Source organism: Nocardioides ganghwensis (assembly GCF_014779655.1).
Taxonomy (GTDB): Bacteria; Actinomycetota; Actinomycetes; order Propionibacteriales; family Nocardioidaceae; genus Nocardioides; species Nocardioides ganghwensis.
Window position 1 is genome coordinate 14,300 of the sequence record NZ_JACXYX010000004.1, and the last position, 17,991, is coordinate 32,290.

Annotated in this window: 19 protein-coding genes; 8 read left to right on the top strand and 11 right to left on the bottom strand. The window is 73.0% G+C overall.

Going from position 1 to position 17,991, the window contains the following annotated elements; genetic code table 11:
- Positions 1 to 2 precede the first annotated feature (2 nt).
- Positions 3 to 1,523, bottom strand: a complete 1,521-nt coding sequence (locus tag IEZ24_RS22240; RefSeq protein ID WP_207206905.1) for a helix-turn-helix domain-containing protein — start codon at positions 1,521 to 1,523, stop codon at positions 3 to 5.
- Positions 1,524 to 1,706: 183 nt separating this feature from the next.
- Here IEZ24_RS22240 and IEZ24_RS05685 point away from each other — a divergent pair, with 183 nt between their 5' ends.
- From IEZ24_RS05685 to IEZ24_RS05705, 5 genes are read left to right on the top strand one after another with little or no spacing between them, the layout of a single operon-like run.
- Positions 1,707 to 2,759: an amidohydrolase family protein gene (locus IEZ24_RS05685; protein WP_129456481.1), complete on the top strand. Its 1,053-nt coding sequence runs from the start codon at positions 1,707 to 1,709 to the stop codon at positions 2,757 to 2,759.
- A gap of 2 nt (positions 2,760 to 2,761) precedes the next feature.
- Positions 2,762 to 3,583, top strand: coding sequence for a metal-sulfur cluster assembly factor (locus IEZ24_RS05690; protein WP_129456482.1), 822 nt, complete (start codon positions 2,762 to 2,764; stop codon positions 3,581 to 3,583).
- Positions 3,580 to 4,614 carry an NAD(P)-dependent alcohol dehydrogenase gene (locus IEZ24_RS05695; RefSeq protein WP_224744923.1) on the top strand — a complete coding sequence of 345 codons (1,035 nt, stop codon included), beginning with the start codon at positions 3,580 to 3,582 and terminating at the stop codon, positions 4,612 to 4,614. The genes IEZ24_RS05690 and IEZ24_RS05695 overlap by 4 nt, the downstream gene beginning before the upstream one ends.
- A 13-nt stretch (positions 4,615 to 4,627) precedes the next feature.
- Positions 4,628 to 5,131, top strand: a complete 504-nt coding sequence (locus IEZ24_RS05700; RefSeq protein ID WP_129456483.1) for a DUF1097 domain-containing protein — start codon at positions 4,628 to 4,630, stop codon at positions 5,129 to 5,131.
- Between the two features lie 9 nt (positions 5,132 to 5,140).
- Positions 5,141 to 5,464, top strand: a complete 324-nt coding sequence (locus IEZ24_RS05705; RefSeq protein WP_129456484.1) for a putative quinol monooxygenase — start codon at positions 5,141 to 5,143, stop codon at positions 5,462 to 5,464.
- Between the two features lie 39 nt (positions 5,465 to 5,503).
- On the opposite strand, the gene IEZ24_RS05710 is transcribed toward IEZ24_RS05705, so the two are convergent.
- The 6 genes from IEZ24_RS05710 to IEZ24_RS05735 all read right to left on the bottom strand — a co-directional run bounded on the left by IEZ24_RS05710 (position 5,504) and on the right by IEZ24_RS05735 (position 11,053).
- Positions 5,504 to 6,175, bottom strand: coding sequence for a glycosyltransferase (locus IEZ24_RS05710; protein ID WP_207206906.1), 672 nt, complete (start codon positions 6,173 to 6,175; stop codon positions 5,504 to 5,506).
- Between the two features lie 23 nt (positions 6,176 to 6,198).
- Positions 6,199 to 7,524, bottom strand: coding sequence for a PIG-L family deacetylase (locus tag IEZ24_RS05715; protein WP_165356174.1), 1,326 nt, complete (start codon positions 7,522 to 7,524; stop codon positions 6,199 to 6,201).
- Positions 7,521 to 8,585 carry an acyl-CoA dehydrogenase family protein gene (locus tag IEZ24_RS05720; protein WP_129456487.1) on the bottom strand — a complete coding sequence of 355 codons (1,065 nt, stop codon included), beginning with the start codon at positions 8,583 to 8,585 and terminating at the stop codon, positions 7,521 to 7,523. Before IEZ24_RS05720 ends, IEZ24_RS05715 begins: the two co-directional genes overlap by 4 nt.
- Before the next feature lie 150 nt (positions 8,586 to 8,735).
- On the bottom strand, positions 8,736 to 9,500 hold the full coding sequence (locus IEZ24_RS05725) for a MerR family transcriptional regulator (protein WP_129456488.1): 765 nt from the start codon (positions 9,498 to 9,500) through the stop codon (positions 8,736 to 8,738).
- A gap of 3 nt (positions 9,501 to 9,503) precedes the next feature.
- Entirely contained in the window at positions 9,504 to 10,274 is a 771-nt protein-coding gene (locus IEZ24_RS05730) for an ABC transporter permease (protein WP_129456489.1), read from the bottom strand.
- The gene (locus IEZ24_RS05735; protein ID WP_129456490.1) at positions 10,271 to 11,053 is read right to left on the bottom strand and encodes an ABC transporter ATP-binding protein; all 783 of its coding nucleotides are present in this window, start codon (positions 11,051 to 11,053) and stop codon (positions 10,271 to 10,273) included. The genes IEZ24_RS05730 and IEZ24_RS05735 overlap by 4 nt, the downstream gene beginning before the upstream one ends.
- 230 nt (positions 11,054 to 11,283) lie before the next feature.
- Between IEZ24_RS05735 and IEZ24_RS05740 the strand changes: the two genes are divergently transcribed.
- Both IEZ24_RS05740 and IEZ24_RS05745 read left to right on the top strand, forming a co-directional pair.
- On the top strand, positions 11,284 to 12,852 hold the full coding sequence (locus IEZ24_RS05740) for a DUF222 domain-containing protein (protein WP_129456491.1): 1,569 nt from the start codon (positions 11,284 to 11,286) through the stop codon (positions 12,850 to 12,852).
- A gap of 20 nt (positions 12,853 to 12,872) precedes the next feature.
- A complete protein-coding gene (locus IEZ24_RS05745; protein WP_129456492.1) occupies positions 12,873 to 13,151 on the top strand; it encodes a hypothetical protein in 279 nt (92 codons plus the stop codon).
- 64 nt (positions 13,152 to 13,215) lie between these two features.
- Here the strand turns inward: IEZ24_RS05745 and IEZ24_RS05750 are convergent, their stop codons facing one another.
- The gene (locus tag IEZ24_RS05750; protein WP_129456493.1) at positions 13,216 to 14,193 is read right to left on the bottom strand and encodes a zinc-binding dehydrogenase; all 978 of its coding nucleotides are present in this window, start codon (positions 14,191 to 14,193) and stop codon (positions 13,216 to 13,218) included.
- Between the two features lie 113 nt (positions 14,194 to 14,306).
- Between IEZ24_RS05750 and IEZ24_RS05755 the strand changes: the two genes are divergently transcribed.
- Positions 14,307 to 14,573, top strand: coding sequence for a DUF3253 domain-containing protein (locus IEZ24_RS05755; RefSeq protein WP_129456494.1), 267 nt, complete (start codon positions 14,307 to 14,309; stop codon positions 14,571 to 14,573).
- 4 nt (positions 14,574 to 14,577) lie between these two features.
- Here IEZ24_RS05755 and IEZ24_RS05760 read toward each other — a convergent pair whose 3' ends face one another.
- Genes IEZ24_RS05760 through IEZ24_RS05770 form a run of 3 tightly spaced genes read right to left on the bottom strand, consistent with a single transcriptional unit; the run spans position 14,578 to position 17,964 of the window.
- Positions 14,578 to 14,871, bottom strand: coding sequence for a hypothetical protein (locus IEZ24_RS05760; protein ID WP_129456495.1), 294 nt, complete (start codon positions 14,869 to 14,871; stop codon positions 14,578 to 14,580).
- Between the two features lie 18 nt (positions 14,872 to 14,889).
- Positions 14,890 to 16,350: a protein adenylyltransferase SelO gene (locus tag IEZ24_RS05765; RefSeq protein WP_129456496.1), complete on the bottom strand. Its 1,461-nt coding sequence runs from the start codon at positions 16,348 to 16,350 to the stop codon at positions 14,890 to 14,892.
- A 48-nt stretch (positions 16,351 to 16,398) separates the two neighbouring features.
- Positions 16,399 to 17,964 carry a peptide chain release factor 3 gene (locus IEZ24_RS05770; RefSeq protein ID WP_129456497.1) on the bottom strand — a complete coding sequence of 522 codons (1,566 nt, stop codon included), beginning with the start codon at positions 17,962 to 17,964 and terminating at the stop codon, positions 16,399 to 16,401.
- Positions 17,965 to 17,991: the final 27 nt, after the last annotated feature.

Genomic DNA, 17,991 nt, shown 5'->3' on the forward strand with positions numbered 1-17,991 from the left:
GGTCAGGACTGCGAGCGCGGCACGTGGATGTCGTACTGCGCGAGCTTGCGGTAGACCGTCGCCCGGCTCATCCCGAGCTCCTCGGCCGCCTCCTGCATCGAGATGCCGGGACGGGTGATGACCCGGACGATCTCATCGCGTTCGAAGGCCTCGATCCGGGTGAGCCGGTGGGAGCTCCCCGAGAGCACGTCGGCCGGCAGGTGGCGTACGTCGAGCGTGTCGGTGCGCCGCGCCGCCTGCGTCACCACCTCGATGAGCTGTCGGGCGTTGCCCGGCCAGCCGCACCCGCGCAGCGCGGTCTCGGCGGACCGCGTGATCGTGACTCCTCGTCCGCGAACGCGGCTCGCGGCGTGGTGCGCCAGGGGCATGACGTCCTCGGGTCGCTCGCGCAGCGGTGGGACCGACACGACCGTCCCGACCAGCGGGGCGAGCGCTGCGGGGATCGCGTCGAAGCTGCTCGCCGTCACGCAGAAGGGCAGGTGCTCGTCCGGGGTCGAGCGCACGCGGGCCTGGAGCACGAGGTCGCGGATGTGCTCGGCCACCCAGGCGGGCAGCCGGTCGACGTCACGCACCAGGATGCCGGTGTCGGGCTTCCCCAGCTCCGGAGTCCACAGCCCGATCCAGGCCTCGCTGTCCTGCGGCGCCGGGGGCGACGCGGCGAGGATGCGCTCGCGCGGCAGCTCCTGTCGGAGGGCCTGCGCCAGGAGCGTCGCTCGCCCGGTGCCCTCCTCCCCGACTGCGGCGACGATGCGGCCGGCGCCGATCGCGGCCCCGGCCCGCCCGAGGGCGTCGGTCCAGGCGGGGCCGAGCGAGGACAAGGTGCCCGAGCCCGGTTCGAGCCGAGGGGTCTCGACGCGGAACACCTCGCCCCGCTGGGCCGGCCGCGGCCGCTGTCCCCGCGAGCGCGCCAGCATCAGGGCGGAGGTGTTGCTGGCGGCGGACTGCGCGAGAGCGAGCAGCAGCTCGCTCGACTGGGCCGACCACGTGGTGAGGTTGACGCACCCCTCGAGCCGTCCGCTGACGGGGTCGAGCACGGGCACGGCCGCACAGGTGTAGGTGCACAGGCTGATGGCGTAGTGCTCCTCGGCACGCACCACCGTGGGCACCCGGTCGGCGATGGCGAGTCCGAGGCCGTTGGTGCCGACCGTGCGCTCGGCGTACGCGAACCCGGGGGCGAGGTGCACCTTGTCGAGCGCACGCAGCAGGGCCGTGTCACCGCTGAGCCGGTTGAGCACGAGGCCGTCCGCGTCGGTGAGCATGAGGGACACGGGCTCGTTGACGAGCGTCTGGTGCAGTCCGGTCAGCACCTCGCGACCGCACTCGAAGAAGAGCGACTCGTCGTTGAGGGTCCCGACGAACGACGGCTCGATGGCGTCGAGGGGCACCCCGTAGTCCTCGCTGCGCTGCCACGAGGCGACGAGGCGCTCGGCGAGGAGGGTCGGGCCTGCGGCCGGTGCCCCGGGCAGCGCCCGCTGCAGCTCACGGTGCCGGCGCGCACGCTCCGGCACGACGTCGTCGGCCACGGGACCACCCCCTCCATCGGGTGTGACCGACGTTACATCCGCCCGCCCGGGCGGACTGCGCGCCGCCGTCTCAAATTGAGACGGTCCTGGATCTCACATTGAGACGCCGGGGGAGGTCCGCGACCTCCGCGACCGACCTAGCGTCCCGGGCACCGCACTCAGCAGCCCAGCATCGGAGGACCCATGTACAGCAAGGACGGCGAGAGCTACTTCATCGTCGACGCCCACATCGCCCTGTGGGACGCCAGGCCCGAGAACATCAGGAACGTGCAGGGGCAGCAGTTCATCGACTGCTTCTACGACTACCACGCCAACCTCTCGCCGGAGTCGGAGGTGTGGACCAAGGAGGCCTACCTCTACCAAGGTGGCGAGAGGCTGATGAAGGACCTGTTCGAGGACGGGTACGTCGACCACGCGATCTTCCAACCGGCCCACCTGGGCGAGTTCTACCACCGCGGGTTCGGTCAGACGGACGAGGCGTCGGCGCTCGCTGCGCAGCACCCGGACAAGCTGACCTACAACCACAACTTCGACCCGCGCAACGGCGAGGCCGGGCTCGACCAGCTCCGCGCCGACGCGGAGCGGTTCGGGCTGAAGGGCGTCAAGCTCTACACGGCCGAGTGGCACGGCGACTCCCGCGGCTGGCGTCTCGACGACCCGATGGCCTACCGCTACTTCGAGCTGTGCCGCGAGCTCGGCATCACCAACATCCACATCCACAAGGGCCCGACGATCCGTCCGCTCGACCGCGACGCGTTCGACGTCGCGGACGTGGACCACGTGGCCACCGACTTCACCGACCTCAACTTCATCGTCGAGCACGTCGGCCTGCCGCGGCTCGAGGACTTCTGCTGGATCGCCACCCAGGAGCCCAACGTGCACGGCGGCCTTGCCGTCGCGATGCCCTTCATCCACACGCGGCCGCGCTACTTCGCCCAGATCATCGGTGAGCTCCTCTACTGGATCGGCGAGGACCGGATCCAGTTCTCCTCCGACTACGCGCTCTGGACCCCGAGGTGGCTGGTCGAGCAGTTCGTCGACTTCCAGATCCCCGAGGACCTCACGGAGTACGCCCCGCTCACCACCGCGCAGAAGAAGAAGATCCTCGGGCTCAACGCGGCGAAGATGTACGACATCGAGGTGCCGGCGGAGCTGCGGCTGCCCGATGCCGACGAGCCCGAGACCGGCCCGCGCCAGCCCGAGGCGGCCGACCTGGGCGCGATGGCGGCGGTGTGACGATGACGCTCACCGCCGGTCCGCCCACGGTCGTCGCCCGCCTCGCCGACGACGTACGCCGCGCGCTCGACGTCGTCATGGACCCCGAGCTCGACGAGCCGATCACCGACCTCGGCTTCGTCCGGTCGGTCGAGGTCGACGAGGCCGGGGGAGTGGAGGTCCACCTGCGCCTGCCGACGTCCTTCTGCTCGCCCAACTTCGCCTACCTCATGTCCTCGGACAGCAAGGACGCACTGACCGCGCTGCCGTGGGCGGCGAGGGTCGTCGTGCAGCTCGACGACCACCACGACTCGGACAAGATCAACGCGGGGCTGGCCGCCGACGCGGGCTACCGCGGCACGTTCGGCCAGGAGGCCGAGCAGGACCTCGAGGAGCTCCGGGAGACGTTCCGCCGCAAGGCGCACACCGCGGCGATGGAGCGCTGCCTCACCGCCCTGCTGCGCGCCGAGCCGGACCGTGACGTCGAGTCCCTCGGCGACGTACGGCTCTCCGACCTCGCCCCCGGACAGCACACCGACGCCCTCGTGCGGCGCCGGGAAGCCGTCGGACTGCCGCTCGACGGCTCCTCCCCGGTGCTCGTCGACCACGCCGGGATCCCGCCGGACGACGTCCCGATGGCCCTGCGTCGGGCCCGCTCGACACGCATCTCCATCGACGGCAACGCGCACTTCTGCCGGGGCCTCCTGCGCACCCGCTACCCCGGGTCGGAGGAGGACCAGGTCCACCGCGCCGACGGCGCAGAGGCCGCCGACGAGGCGTACGACCCGACGTTCATCGCGCTCACCACCCTCACGACCGCCCAGACGAAGGAGACCACACGATGAGCAAGATGCGAGCCGTCCAGGTCGTCGGCTACCACCAGGACCTCGAGATGACGGAGGTCGACGTTCCCGAGGCCACCGGCCCCTTCGACGTGGTCGTGCGGATCGGCGGCGCCGGCGTGTGCCGCACCGACCTGCACATCCTCGAGGGGCAGTGGGAGGAGAAGTCGGGCGTCACGCTGCCCTACACGATCGGGCACGAGAACGCCGGCTGGGTGCACGCCGTGGGGTCGGCGGTCACCAACGTCCGCGAGGGCGACAAGGTGATCGTGCACCCGCTCATCACCTGCGGGCTGTGCCGGGCCTGCCGCAGCGGCGACGACGTGCACTGCGAGGACAACCAGTTCCCCGGCATCAACACCCACGGCGGCTACGCGGAGTACCTGAGGACCTCGGCGCGCAGCGTGGTGCCGATCGACGACTCCCTCGAGCCCGCCGACGTCGCGGCTCTGGCCGACGCCGGCCTCACGGCGTACCACGCGGCCGCCAAGGCGGCCCGGCGGCTGACGCCGCGCGACATCTGCGTGGTGATCGGCGCGGGCGGACTCGGGCACATCGGCATCCAGGTGCTCAAGGCGCTGTCGCCCGCGCAGCTGGTCGTCGTCGACCGCAACCCCGAGGCGCTCAAGCTCGCGCTCTCGATCGGTGCCGACCACGGCGTCGTCGCCGAGGGCCGGCAGGTCGAGGAGGTCCTCGACATCACCCGCGGGCTCGGTGCCGAGGTGGTCGTCGACTTCGTCGGCGAGGGCGGCTCGACCGCCGAGGGGCTGGCGATGACCCGGCAGGCCGGCGACTACCACGTCGTGGGCTACGGCGAGGACGTCGTCGTGCCGACCATCGACCTGATCTCGGCCGAGAAGAACGTCATCGGCAACCTGGTCGGCTCCTACAACGACCTGTGCGACCTGATGGCGCTCGCCGCCCGCGGCGCGGTCACCCTGCACACCCAGAAGTACGCCCTGGACGACTTCCAGTCCGCCATCTCCAACCTCGACGCCGGCCGGGTCCGCGGCCGCGCGATCCTCGTCCCCTGACAAGGAGCACCTCATGAACGGCATCAAGCCCCTGCTGGGCATCGGCATCTCCGTCGGCGTGCTCGCCGGCGCGTGGACGTACGCAAGCGTCGAGCTGACGTGGATCACCTGGGTCGCGTTCGTGGCCTGGGCCTGCTTCTTCGCCGCCGGCGGCGGCACGACCGGCCTGGCCAGGGGACTGGCCGCCAACCTGGCCGGTGTCTTCTGGGGCTGGGTTATCAGCCAGGGGCTGGACACGATCAGCAGCTCCACGGTCGCGCTGGCCCTGATGGTCACCGTCGTCGGGTTCGTCCTGTGCGTCGAGGCGGCGCTGCCGCTGCTGTCCTTCATCCCCGGCGGGTTCGCGGGGACGGCGGTGTTCTTCGGCACGGGCTTCGACCTCGGGGGCGTGCTGGTGGCCATCGTCGCCGGGGCCGTGCTCGGTATCGTCTCGGAGCGGCTCGGCGCGGCGATCCAGTCGGCGATCGACGGGTCCGCCCGCACCGCCCCCGCCCCTGACGCCACCCCTGCGACCTGAGGAGAGACGTTGATCTTCATCACCGCCAAGTTCCAGATCAAGCCCGAGCACGCGGACGACTGGCCCGAGATCTCGCGGGCCTTCACCGAAGCCACCCGCGCGGAGGAGGGGTGCCTGTGGTTCGAGTGGTCGCGCAGCCTCGACGACCCGCACCAGTACGTCCTGGTCGAGGCGTTCCGCGACGGTGAGGCCGGTGGGGCGCACGTCGGCTCGGACCACTTCAGGGCCGCGCAGGCGGAGCTGCCGCCCTACCTGGTCCGCACGCCCGACATCGTCAGCACCGAGGTCGACCAGGACGGCTGGAACGAGCTCGGCGAGATGCGGGTCGGCTGACCGCTCGTCGGACTCATCGGACCCGGCAGCCTCGGCGCCTCACGCGCCGAGGCTGCCGAGGTAGTGCGCGAAGCCTCCCGGGGCGCGGGCGGTGCGCCGGCCCGAGGTGACCACCGGCACGGCGCCGGTCGCGAGGGTGGCCACCCCGGCGGCGCGTGCCGCCGCGACGAGGGCGACGTCCTCGTGGGTCGGCACCGGCGGGAAGCCGCCTGCGGAGCGGTAGGCGGCCAGGGTGAACCCGAGGTTGGCCCCGTGGACGTGGTCGTGCCCGTCGGCCGTGGTGTGCCGCTGGTGCCAGGCGGAGAGGGCGGCGGGGGACAGGTCACCGGGCCGCGGTTCGACGGTCCCCACGACCAGGTCCAGGCCGTCGGCGGCCCACCGCACGTGCTCGCCCAGCCAGTGGCGCGGGACCACGCTGTCGGCGTCCGTGCTCGCGACCCACAGCGGTGCGCGGCCGGAGCTCGCAGACCACGCTGCGGCCGCCTCGACGCCCGTGGCCCGGGCCACCCCGACGCATCCGGCGTCGGTGGTCAGCGCGACGACCCCGGCCCGGCCCGCCACGACCTGCGCCGACCGGTCGCGACACGCGTCCAGCACCACGAAGACACGCGCGCGGACGCGAGGGTGCTCCGATCGCAACGCGTCGACGGCGGCTGCGACGGAGTCGAGGCAGGCGGGCAGCAGGACCTCCTCGTCCCGTGCGGGGACCACGACGGCCACGGCACCCGGCCGGGTCACGACGGTCGTCCGAGCACGTGGAGCAGGAAGTCGGGCTCGTGGTGCTCGACGAGCACCGGCGCCCCGGTCGCCAGGAACGCGTCGTGGACGGCGGGCCCGGCCAGGGGCCAGCCGACCGGCTGGTGCCGCCAGTGGCACAGCAGCAGGTGGCCGTCGTCCGTGAGCGAGTCCCGGCACAGGCGCACCAGCTCCGCGAGGCCGTGCGGGCTGAGGAAGTAGCCCACCTCCGAGACCGACACCAGGTCGTGGCGACCCTCGGGCCACTCGTCGGGGACGCGGGCACGCCGCACCTCCAGGCCCTCGATCCCGGCCGTACGACCACGGGCGAGATCGACGGCCGCCGGACTGCTGTCGACCGCGAGCAGCCGGTCGCACCGGGTCGCGAGGTCGACGGCCAGCTCCCCGACCGAGCAGCCCACCTCCAGGGCGGACGCGTAGTGCTCCCGCGGGAGCGCGGCCAGGGTCAGGGCGCGCTTGCGCCGCTCGTAGAACGAGCCGACGTCCCACGGGTCGGGTCGCTCGCGATGCACCCGGTCCAGGGTGTCGTCCTCCGTCCCGGGCCCGCCCGTCACGAAGACCTCGACCTCGCGGCCGAAGTGGGCGAGCAGGTCGGGGCCGAGGAGGACCTCGTCTCCCGGTGCACTCGAGAGGGGACGTACCTGGCTGGCATGGGCGGCGACGGCGGCGCGCTTGGCCGCCACGGCGGCGGGGGCGAGGGGGAGGCGTACGACGTCGGAGCCGGAGAGGTCGTCCGGACGGCCCCAGTGCCACAGCCAGACGGGATACTCCAGCAGCTGGGCGTCCGTACGGTGGGCAGCCGTCGCAGCCGCCCGTCCGACCGCCTCGTGGTCAGGGTGGCCGTCGCGTCGCCACGGTGCGCAGAGGACGACGTCGGCGCCGTCGGTGCCGATCATCTCCACGAGGACCGCCACCAGCTCCTCCTCGTGGGCCGCGACGTCACCGTCGGGGAGGTCGAGGCAGGCGACCTCCGCGCCCGGCGCCAGCAGGGAGGTGGCCCTTCGCAGCTCGGCCCGGCGCACTTCGGCCAGCCGTCCGGGCGGGTGGGTGGGGGAGCTCGGGTGGGAACCCTCGCCGGCGGTGGCGGTCACGACCTCGACGCGCAGACCGGCCGATGCGGCGGTGTGCACCAGCCCGCCCGCGCCGAGGGTCTCGTCGTCGGGGTGGGCGCCGACCACGACGAGGCGGCTGCGCCCCTGCGGCAGCGCCGTGGTCGGCAGCGAACCGACGGTCGACGACCAGTCCGCGGCCGGTGTACCGGGTCGGTCGTGGCGGAACTGCGGGGCCGTCACCTCGTCGGTCACCAGCTCGACACCGGGTCGTCGAGCAGCAACCGGCCCAGGCCGGCCTGGTCGCGCTCGGCGTGCCACTGGCGCAGGTAGAGGTCGAGGTCGGCCACCCGGCGGGCGTGGTCCTCGTCGGTGGCCAGCGGAGCCGGCCCCAACCCGTGCGCGGCACGCCGCACGACCTCCTCGCAGGTGTCGGCGACCACGTCGCGCACCCGCAGGGCGGCCCGCCAGCCGTCCGCGCCGGTGAGGTCGCCGGCGTCGAGGGCAGAGGCGGCCTGCTGGAGCACGCTCCGCGCGGCGTGGAGCCGTGCGTCCACGGCGCCGAGGTGGACCAGCGCCACCTGGTCGGGCTCGCGTGAGGCGGACGCGGCCACCATCCGCCGAGCGACGCCGACGGCGCCGCCGAACCACACCGCAGCCACGCCGATCGCTCCCCAGGCGAAGCCGGGCCGGTCGAGGTACCAGCCGGTGGGCCCGATCGGGCGCGCCTCGACCGTGGTCATGTCGACGGGACCGGAGTCGACGGAGGAGAGCCCGCGGGCCACCCACGTCCCGGCCACCGGGGTGACCCCGGGGTGGTGGAGGTCGACGGCGAAGAGGCGACGGTCCGCGCCCACCCAGGCGCTCACCAGGGCGTGGTCGAGGTGCCCCGCGAGCGAGCACCAGTGCTTGCGTCCGTCGAGGACGTACGACGACCCGGCGGGCGTCGCCCGCAGCGGCTCGCCCGGGCCCTCCGCCGCGAAGACCCCCCACGTGCCTGCGTCCGCCTGCTCGTCGGCCTGCGCGAGGATGGCGACAGCGTCGAGGTGCGGCTCGAGGACGCGCGCGACGGTCAGGTCGGCGGCGGCGACGGTGGCGAGGGCCGACCACAGGTGGGCCGTACGGCCGGTGCCGGGGTGGGGCAGCCACCCCACGTGGTCGCGGGCGAGCGCCAGCGCCCCGCGTACGTCACCCGCCGCCGTCCGGGCGCGCGCCCCCAGCCCGGCCAGCTCGCGCCGCTCCTCGTCCGAGGGTGCGGCGACCTCGACGGGCCTGGACTCGGCCGCACCTGCGGCGCTCGCGTGGTCGTCGGTCATGGGTCCCCTCGGCTCGCGCGCCGGACGGGCGCGTGGCGCGGGTGCGCCACCGGCCACGCTAGGAGCGGGCGTGCCGCGGCGGGACCTCCCAAGGGGTTGGGCGACACGGGTGGGGCGACACGGGTGGGGCGACACGGGTGGGGCGGCGCCTCAGGGGCGCGGCGCGGTCCGGCGCACGTTGGTCCAGCCGGTCCAGCCGTTGTGCTCGAGCCGGCGCAGGATGCGGCGCGCGCCCGGCACCGAGTCCAGGAACACCGCGTCGAGGAGCTCCGCGAGCTCCTCGGGGAGGTCGCCGTGGCCCCAGGCGTCGTCGGGCACGGCCTCGAGCTCGGCGGTGAGCCGGTCCGCGACGGCGTCCAGTCGCGGGTCCTCCGCGGGCCAGGTCACCACGTCGGCCAGCTCGCGGTACGTCGCGAGCACCCCGGGGTCGTCGAGCTGCGCGTTCTTCGACGCCATGTAGAACGGCATCTGGTCCGGCAGCTGCGCCGCGACGAGGATCCATGCGTGGCGCTCGGCCTCGACCACCTGCTCCTCCACGCCCAGCTGCCGCAGGCGCTGCAGGTAGGCGACGGCCTCCGGCGGCAGGGCGAGGCTGTCGCCGGCCGCCAGCCGGGCGATCCGGTCACGGTGCTGCTGGCGCTCGCGGATCTCCGCGCGCAGCCGGCGGTCGACCTCCTCGACCGCCGCCGCGAAGGCATCGTCGTCGGCGTCCAGCAGCTCCTGCACCCGGGAGAGCGGTACGCCGGCCTCGGCGAGCGTACGGATCCGGATCAGCGCCACGACTGCGGCGGCGTCGTACCTGCGGTAGCCGGAGTGGTCACGCTCGGGCTCGGGGAGCAGGCCCTTCGCGTGGTAGTGCCGCACCGCGCGGACGGTCACCCCGGCGTACGCCGCGAGCTGGCTGATGGTCAGCATCGCTCATCCGCTCGTACGGCGACGGTAGGAGCGCATGGCGAGAGCGTAGGCCAGGACGAGCAGGCCGACGCACCAGGCGAGCGCGGTCCAGACGTCGTCGCCGAGCGGCTCCTCGGCGTAGAGGCGACGCAGGGTGTCGACGATCGAGGTCACCGGCTGGTGCTCGGCGAACCAGCGCACCGGGCCCGGCATGCCGTCGGTGGTCACGAAGGCGGAGCTCAGGAACGGCAGGAACAGCAGCGGGTAGGCGAACCCGCCCGCGCCGTCGGTCGACTTCGCCGTGAGGCCCGCGACCACCGCCAGCCAGGTCAGGGCGAGGGTGAAGACGACCATGATCCCCAGGACGCCCAGCCACGCGAGGAGCCCGGCGCCGGACCGGAAGCCCATCGCGACGGCGACCAGCACCACCAGCGCCAGCGAGACGAGGTTGGCCACCAGCGACGTCAGGACGTGCGCCCACAGGACCGCGGACCGCGCGATCGGCATGGAGCGGAGCCGGTCGAGGAAGCCGCTCTGCAGGTCGAGGAAGAGGCGGTAGGAGGTGTACGCGACCCCGGACGCGACCGTGATGAGCAGGATGCCAGGCAGCAGGTAGTCGACGTACGCCTCGCCGGGGCCGTCGCCGGTGTCGATGGCGCTGCCGAAGACGTAGACGAAGAGCAGCAGCATGGCGATCGGGGTGATCGCGGTGGTGATGATCGTGTCGGGGCTGCGCAGGACGTGGCGCAGCGAGCGCCGCGTCAGCACGACGGTGTCGGTCAGGACGGTGCTCATGACGCGCTCCCGACCACGGAGAGGAAGATCTCCTCGAGCGAGGGCCGCTTCTCGACGTACTCGACTCTCGCTGGCGGCAGGAGTGCCTTCAGCTCCTCGAGGGTGCCCTCGACGATGATGCGGCCGCCGTGGAGGATCGAGATCCGGTCGGCGAGCTGCTCGGCCTCCTCGAGGTGCTGCGTGGTGAGGAGGATGGTCGTCCCCTGTGCGGCGAGCTCGCGCACGGTCCGCCAGACCTCGATCCGGGCCTCGGGGTCGAGGCCCGTCGTGGGCTCGTCGAGGAAGAGCACCGACGGGTCGCCGACCAGGCTCATCGCGATGTCGAGCCGGCGCCGCATGCCGCCGCTGTAGGTCGCCGCCCGCCGGTCGCCGGCCTCGGTCAGGCCGAAGCGCGCGAGCATGGTGTCGGCGGTGGCTGCCGGGTCCGCGATGTGGCGGAGCTGGCCGACCAGCACCAGGTTCTCGTGGCCGGTGAGCACGTCGTCGACGGCGGTGAACTGCCCGGTCAGGCTGATCGCCTCGCGTACGCGCGCCGGCTCGGTGGCCACGTCGTGCCCGTCGATGGCAGCGCGGCCGCCGTCGGGTCGCAGCAGGGTGGACAGGATCCTGATCGCGGTCGTCTTGCCGGCGCCGTTGGAGCCGAGGAGGGCGTGGACGCTGCCCGGCGCCACGGTCAGGTCCAGGCCGCGCAGGACCTCGTGGTCGCCGAAGGACTTGAGGAGCCCGACGACCTCGATCGCGGGCGGGTGGGTGGGTGTGGCTCGTGGTTCGGTGGTCATGCGTCGAGCGTGCAGCCTTGACGCTGCGTCAAGGTCAAGCGCCCAGCACCGCTGGTCGAGGTGCGGCCAGCCCTCGGTGGTCGAGGTGCGAGCGAAACCCTTGCGATCCCGCCCCTCCGTCGTCGGTTGAGCAGGTCGCGCAGCGACCGTGTCGAAACCAGTCCAGATGCACTTCCAGCAAACATCCGCGGGCGCGGCCGTTGTCGGACCCGACGACTACAATCGATCACATGCTCGACGAGCTGGCAGCCGGGGTACGAGGGGTCGCAGACGACCTCTCACCCGCTGGCGTGCTGTCCGCGATCCGCGAGCGCAAGGCCGCCGAGCACCGGGCTGCGGCCGACCAGCTCGTCCTTGCCGCCCGGTGGGCGGACCTGCACCCGCCGGAGTCGATCCACGACGTGGCGTCGTTCGCGGTGCCGGGGTGTGAGCACGAGGAGCCCATCGCGGGCGAGGGGGCGCCGTTGGTGGCGGAGTTCTGCGTGGCCGAGCTCGGCACCGTGCTCGGCATCTCGACCACGGCGGCGAAGAAGCTCATCGGCCACGCCCTCGAGCTGCGCCACCGACTGCCGCGGTTGTGGGAGCAGGTCCACACCGGCCGGGTGCCGGCGTGGCGGGCCCGCGCCGTCGCGGAGACCACCATCCACTCCTCGCCCCCACTGACGGCCGAGGCGGCGGGGTTCGTCGACTCCCAGGTCGCCGCCGTGGCCGGGCGGATCGGGCAGGCGCAGCTCGACCGCCTCGTCGCGGAGACGATCAGGCGCTACGACCTCGCCACCGCCGACCCCACGAAGGACCCCGAGGAGGGGTGGCAGCACGTCGACCCGCGTCACGTCACCGTGGACACCGACGACGTGCACTACGCCGGCACCCTGCACCTGGAGGCCGACCTCGACATCGCGGACGCCCTCGACCTCGACCGCGCCGTCGCGCACCACGCAGCAGTCCAGAAGGCCCTCGGCTCCACCGAGTCGCTGGACGTGCGGCGGGCCAAGGCGCTCGGGGACCTCGCCCGCACGCAGACCGCGCTCGACCTCCTGACCGGGAGGCCGGGCACGGACCGCGCCAGCGAGCCGCACCCGGACACCAGCAGAGAGGACCGAGTGGACTCCACCGACAACCTCCCGGCCGCGCGTGAGGTCGTCATCCACGCCCACTTCGACGCCAGCATGTCCGGTGACGCCACGGTGTTCGGTCCCACCGGACGCATGGAGAACGGCCAGCGACTCGTCCTCCTCGACCAGATCAAGTCCTGGTGCGCCGACTCCCGCACCAACGTGACCATCAAGCCCGTCATCGACCTCAACGCCCAGCTCACAGCGCAGGGCTACGCCATCCCCGACCGCATTCGCGAGCAAGTCATCCTCCGCGACCGCACCTGCGTCTTCCCCTTGGTGCACCAGACCCGCCCGCGGCTGCGACATCGACCACATCACGCCGTTCGACCACGACGCCGACGCCGACGGCAGGCCCCAACCCGGACCCACAAGGACCGACAACCTCGCCTGCCTGTGCCGGTTCCACCACCGGCTCAAGACCCACTCGCCCTGGCGATACGAGACGACCGCGTCCGGGGTGTTCGAGTGGACCAGCCCTCACGGGCACCGCTACCGCCGCGACCAGACCGGGACCACCGAGCTCGACCCACCAGATCCGCCCGGCGTCCCGCAACCCAGACGACGATGACCCCGCCCCACACCCCGCCAGAGCATGTATCGGCGGGGTCACAGGCACGTCCTGACCTCAAAGCGAGCCGATGCTTACGTCCCCTCAACGCGAGATGCGTGCGGTCAGGCTGAGCTCGGTCTACGGTGCGGCCGTGGCCCCGACCGACGACCAGCCGATGGACCGTCCCTGCGAGGACTGCGGTGCAGCGATGATCACTGGGCTCGAGCCGATCACGGCCGGCGATCCGGATCTGAGCGCGAGGGGAGTGTCCGTGATCGGAAGCGAGTGGTGCACCAACACGGACTGCTCGTCCAACCACGCTGTACCCGGTCTCTGGCGGGTCGGTGTGAATGACTACACCTGCAAGGTGTGCGGCGAGCGGTTGCGTACGCCCATGGACGAGGTCGTCGCACATCGCCGGATGCACTGATCGGCTGCAGCCCGGGCATCGCAGCAGTGGCACAGCGCACGGCCCGCTCGGCGACCGTTCCCGCTCAGGGACGCAGGAGCACCTTGCCGCGCCGCCCGGGCTCGCCGTTGGCGCGGGCCGCGTCGGCGATATCGTCGAGACCGTAGACTTTCTCCACGGGCAGGGTCAGCGCCCCGGAGCCGATGCCCGTGACGAGCTCGCCCATGAGCGCGGCGCGCTTCTCGCGTGACATCGCGGCGAACACCTTGCTGCCCCAGAAGCCCTTGATCGACACCTGCTTGAAGATCACGTCGCCCGAGGAGATCTCCAGCGTCGGGGAGGCCATCGCGCCGAAGACGACGAGCACGCCGTCGTCGGCGAGCAGCGACACCACGTCACCCGCGGCGCTGCCCCCGACCGAGTCGACGCCCGCGACGATCGGGGCGTCGCCCACGATCTCGCGCACGCGGTCGCGCCAGCCGTCGTCGTCGGTCGCGACGACCCGCTCGATGCCCTGCTCGCGCAGCTCCTCGACGCCGTCGGTGCGACGGACGAGGCCCAGGACGTGGACGCCGCGGGCAGCGGCGAGCTGCGCGACGAGCCGGCCGACCGCGCCGTTGGCGGCGTTCTGCACGATCCAGTCGCCCTCGGACACCTCGAGGAAGTCGAGCAGCGCGATCGCGCTGAACGGCATCGACACCAGCTGCGATGCCGCCTCGTCGCTCACCTGGTCGGGCACCGGCACGAGCCCGGCCGCAGGTGCCACGATCAGCTCGGCCCACGCGCCGAAGCTGCCGCCGGTCGCGACCCGCTGGCCCACCGTCAGCCCGTCCACGCCCTCACCCAGCGCCTCGACCACGCCCACCGCCTCGGTGCCCGCGCGGGCCGGCATCTCGGGCTTGAAGCCGTAGCTGCCGCGCACCGTCCAGAGGTCGTGGTTGTGGATGGGGGAGAGCAGCACCCGGACGAGCACCTCGCCCGGACCGGGCTGCGGGTCGGGGACCTCCTGGACCGAGAGGACCTCGGCCGGGTCGCCGAACCGGGGCTGGACGAGTGCGCGCATGACAGGACCTTCCGTCGGGGATTCACGTACGTCCGGCCCAACGGGGCGCGGACGACCACTATGCCCGTACGCCGGAAGATGAGGGCGAGGTCACGCCGGGCACACTGGTGGACATGCCAGATCCCGGCGCCGCCGACGTGGACCGACGTCTCGAGTCGGCCATCCTCGACCTGCTCGCCCAGCGCGCCCGTACGGCGACCATCTGCCCGTCGGACGCCGCCCGCGCGGTGGGCGACGAGGAGTCCTGGCGGGACCTGATGGAGCCGGCCCGACGGGCGGCCCGGCGCCTCGTCGACCGCGGGGAGGTCGAGATCACCCAGGCCGGTCACGTGGTCGACCCCTCGACGGCGAAGGGCCCCATCCGCATCCGGCGGCGCTGAGCCGTCACTCCTCGAAGAGCCGGTCCTCGGCCTCCGCCGAGGTGACCTCCAACCTCAGGGCCAGCACCTTGTCGGGAGGCAGCCCGAGCCGGGCGAGGATGACCTGCACCTGCGGCCGCACCCAGGCGTACGACTCCACCGCCACCCGGCCGGCCTCGGTGGCCGTCCGGATCCAGACCACGGGCGTGCCCGCGCGGTCGGGCAGCCAGTGCGCCCCGAGCACGCCGGCGGGACCGAGGGAGGCGACGATCGGCAGCATCGCCGCGTCAGCCGCCCGGCGCTCCTGGTCCTCCGTCACGTCGTCACGCCGGTCCGCCTACGTGCCGCAGAAGGTCTGGTAGCCGGCGAAGGAGTCCGGGGCCGGCTCGGCGTAGCGCTCCAGTCCGGGGCGCTCGTCGTAGGGTGCGGAGACGACCGCGAGCAACCGGTCGAAGGGCTCGAGGTCACCGGCGGTCGCCGCGTCGAGCGCCTCCTCCACGAGGTGGTTGCGGGGGACGTACGCCGGGTTGACCCGGTCCATCGCGGCGGCGTGGGGCCCCACGGCCAGCCAGCGCTCGGCCCACGCGTCGAAGCCGGCGAGGTCGAGGAACATCCCGCGTGCCGGCTCGGCGTCGCCCCGGGCTGCCGCGCCGAGGCTGCGGAAGAACGACGTGTGGTCGACGTGGTCGGTCTGCACCAGGGCGAGGAGGTCCGCGACGAGGGTGGACGCCACCGCGTCGTCGAGCCCCTCGGGGAGCCCGAGCTTGGCGCGCATCCCGGCCGACCACGCGGCGGAGTAGCGCTCGCGGAAGGCGCCGAGCGCCTCGACCGCCAGCGCCACGGCGGCGTCCTGCTCGTCGGCGACCAGGGGGAGCAGCGCCTCGGCGAGGCGCGCGAGGTTCCACTCGGCGACGACCGGCTGGTTGCCGTACGCGTAGCGCCCGCCGGTGTCGATCGAGCTGTAGACGGTGGCGGGGTCGAACGCGTCCATGAAGGCGCAGGGGCCGTAGTCGATGGTCTCGCCCGAGATCGTCATGTTGTCGGTGTTCATCACGCCGTGGACGAAGCCGACGAGCATCCACCGCGCGATGAGCTCGGCCTGGGTCGCGACGACGGCCTCGAAGAGGGCGAGGGCGGGGTTGTCCGCCTCGGCGGCCTGCGGGTGGTGCCTGGCGATCGCGTGGTCGGTGAGCCGGCGCAGCAGGTCGAGGTCGTCCGTGGCGCGGGCGTACTGGAAGCTCCCCACGCGCAGGTGGCTGCTCGCGACCCGCGCCAGCACCGCGCCAGGCAGCACGGTCTCGCGCTGCACGGCACGGCCCGTCGCGACGACCGCGAGGCTGCGGGTGGTCGGGATGCCGAGGGCGTGCATGGCCTCGCTGACCAGGTGCTCGCGGAGCATCGGCCCGACCACGGCGAGCCCGTCGCCGCCGCGGGAGAAGGGCGTACGGCCGGAGCCCTTGAGGTGCAGGTCGCGCACCCGGCCGGAGGAGTCCACCAGCTCACCGAGCAGGAGGGCGCGCCCGTCGCCGAGCCGCGGCGAGTAGCCGCCGAACTGGTGCCCGGCGTACGCCTGCGCGACCGGCGTCGCTCCCTCCGGCGGGCGGGTGCCGGTCAGCAGGCCGAGGCCGTCGCCCCGCAGCCAGCCGGCGTCGAGCCCGAGCTCGTCGGCGAGCTGCTCGTTGAGCACGAGCAGCCGCGGCTCGGGGGTGTCCACGGCCTGCCACGGCAGGGCCAGCTCGGGGAGCTCGCGGGCGAAGCGGGCGTCCAGGGCGAGCGTCGAGGCGGGGGCGGGGGTCACCCTCTCGACGATACGTGGCGGGCGGAGGGCCGGCGGACGGGACGAGCCTCAGCTCCCGCCGGCGGGGAGTGCCTCGAGCATGATGTCGGGGTTGTCGCGGGCGGTGACCTGCGCGCGCCACTGGTCGACGAAGAGGGCCAGGCGGGTGCCGTCGCTGCGCTCGAGCACCTCGACGCCGCGCTTGCCCGCCAGGGCGGCGGCGCCGGCCGCGTCGGTGCGCCGGGCGACCTGGTAGTCGAGGCGGGAGAACCGGATGGGGGAGTTGAACTCGTTGGTCATCCGGTCCTCGACGACCTCGAACTGCATGGGGCCCACGGCCGCGAGCACGGGGTTCTGGTCGCCGCGCAGGTCCGAGCGCAGCACCTGCACCACGCCCTCCTGGTCGAGCTGCTCGATGCCGCGGCGGAACTGCTTGTAGCGACCGATGTCGCCCGCGCTGGCGGTGACGAAGTGCTCCGGCGCGAAGCTCGGGACGGGCGGGTACTCGATCGGGTCGCCGACGTAGACGGTGTCGCCCACGCGCAGTGCCTGGGCGTTGACGAAGCCGATGATGTCGCCGGGCTCGGCGCTCTCGACGGCGGCGGTGTCGCGGCCGAAGACCGACTGGGCGAACTTCGTCGCGAACGGCCGGCCGCTGCCCGCGTGGGTGACGACCATGCCGCGCTCGAAGGTGCCCGACACGACGCGGGCATAGGCCAGACGGTCGCGGTGGGCGTTGTTCATGCCCGACTGCACCTTGAAGACGAAGGCGCTGAAGTCGTCCTCGACCTTGCGCACGGACCCGTCGACGCCCTCGGTCGGGCTGGGGTCGGGCGCGATGTCGAGCAGCAGGTCGAGCAGCTGGGCGACGCCGAAGTTCTGCAGGGCCGAGGCGAACATGACCGGCGTGGTCTCACCGGCCAGGAAGCGGTCCTGGTCGTGGTCGGCCTCGTCGAGCTCGAGCAGCTCGTGCTCCTCGACCGCGGTCGCCCAGGCGAGCGCGTCGGCCGGCTCGACCTCGTCGGGGGCCATCCGGCGCTCGGGAGCCCGGGTCGCGCCGCCCGCGGTGCGGGTGTACTTCACGAACTCCCCGGTGCGCCGGTCGAGCACGCCGCGGAAGTCGCCGGCCTCGCCCACGGGCCAGGTCAGGGGAGTGGGCCGCAACCGGATCTTCTCCTGGATCAGGTCCATCAGCTCGAGGGCCGACAGTCCTGGCCGGTCCCACTTGTTGATGACCGTCATGACCGGGATGCCACGAAGCGCGCAGACCTTGAACAGCTTGAGGGTCTGCGGCTCGAGCCCCTTGCCGGCGTCGACCAGCATGACCGCGGAGTCGACCGCGGACAGCACGCGGTAGGTGTCCTCGGAGAAGTCGCTGTGGCCGGGTGTGTCGACGAGGTTGATCACGTGGTCGCGGTAGACGAACTGCAGCGCCGCGGACGTGATCGAGATGCCGCGGGCCTTCTCCATCGCCATCCAGTCCGACACGGTCGCGCGCCGGTCGCCCTTGCCGTGGACCGCACCGGCCTCGGTGATGACCCGCGCGTGCAGCGCGAGCGCCTCGGTGAGGGTGGACTTGCCCGCGTCGGGGTGGCTGATGACGGCGAACGTACGGCGGGGGCGGGTGTCGGGCACCGCGTGAATCTACCGGGAGCGAGGCCC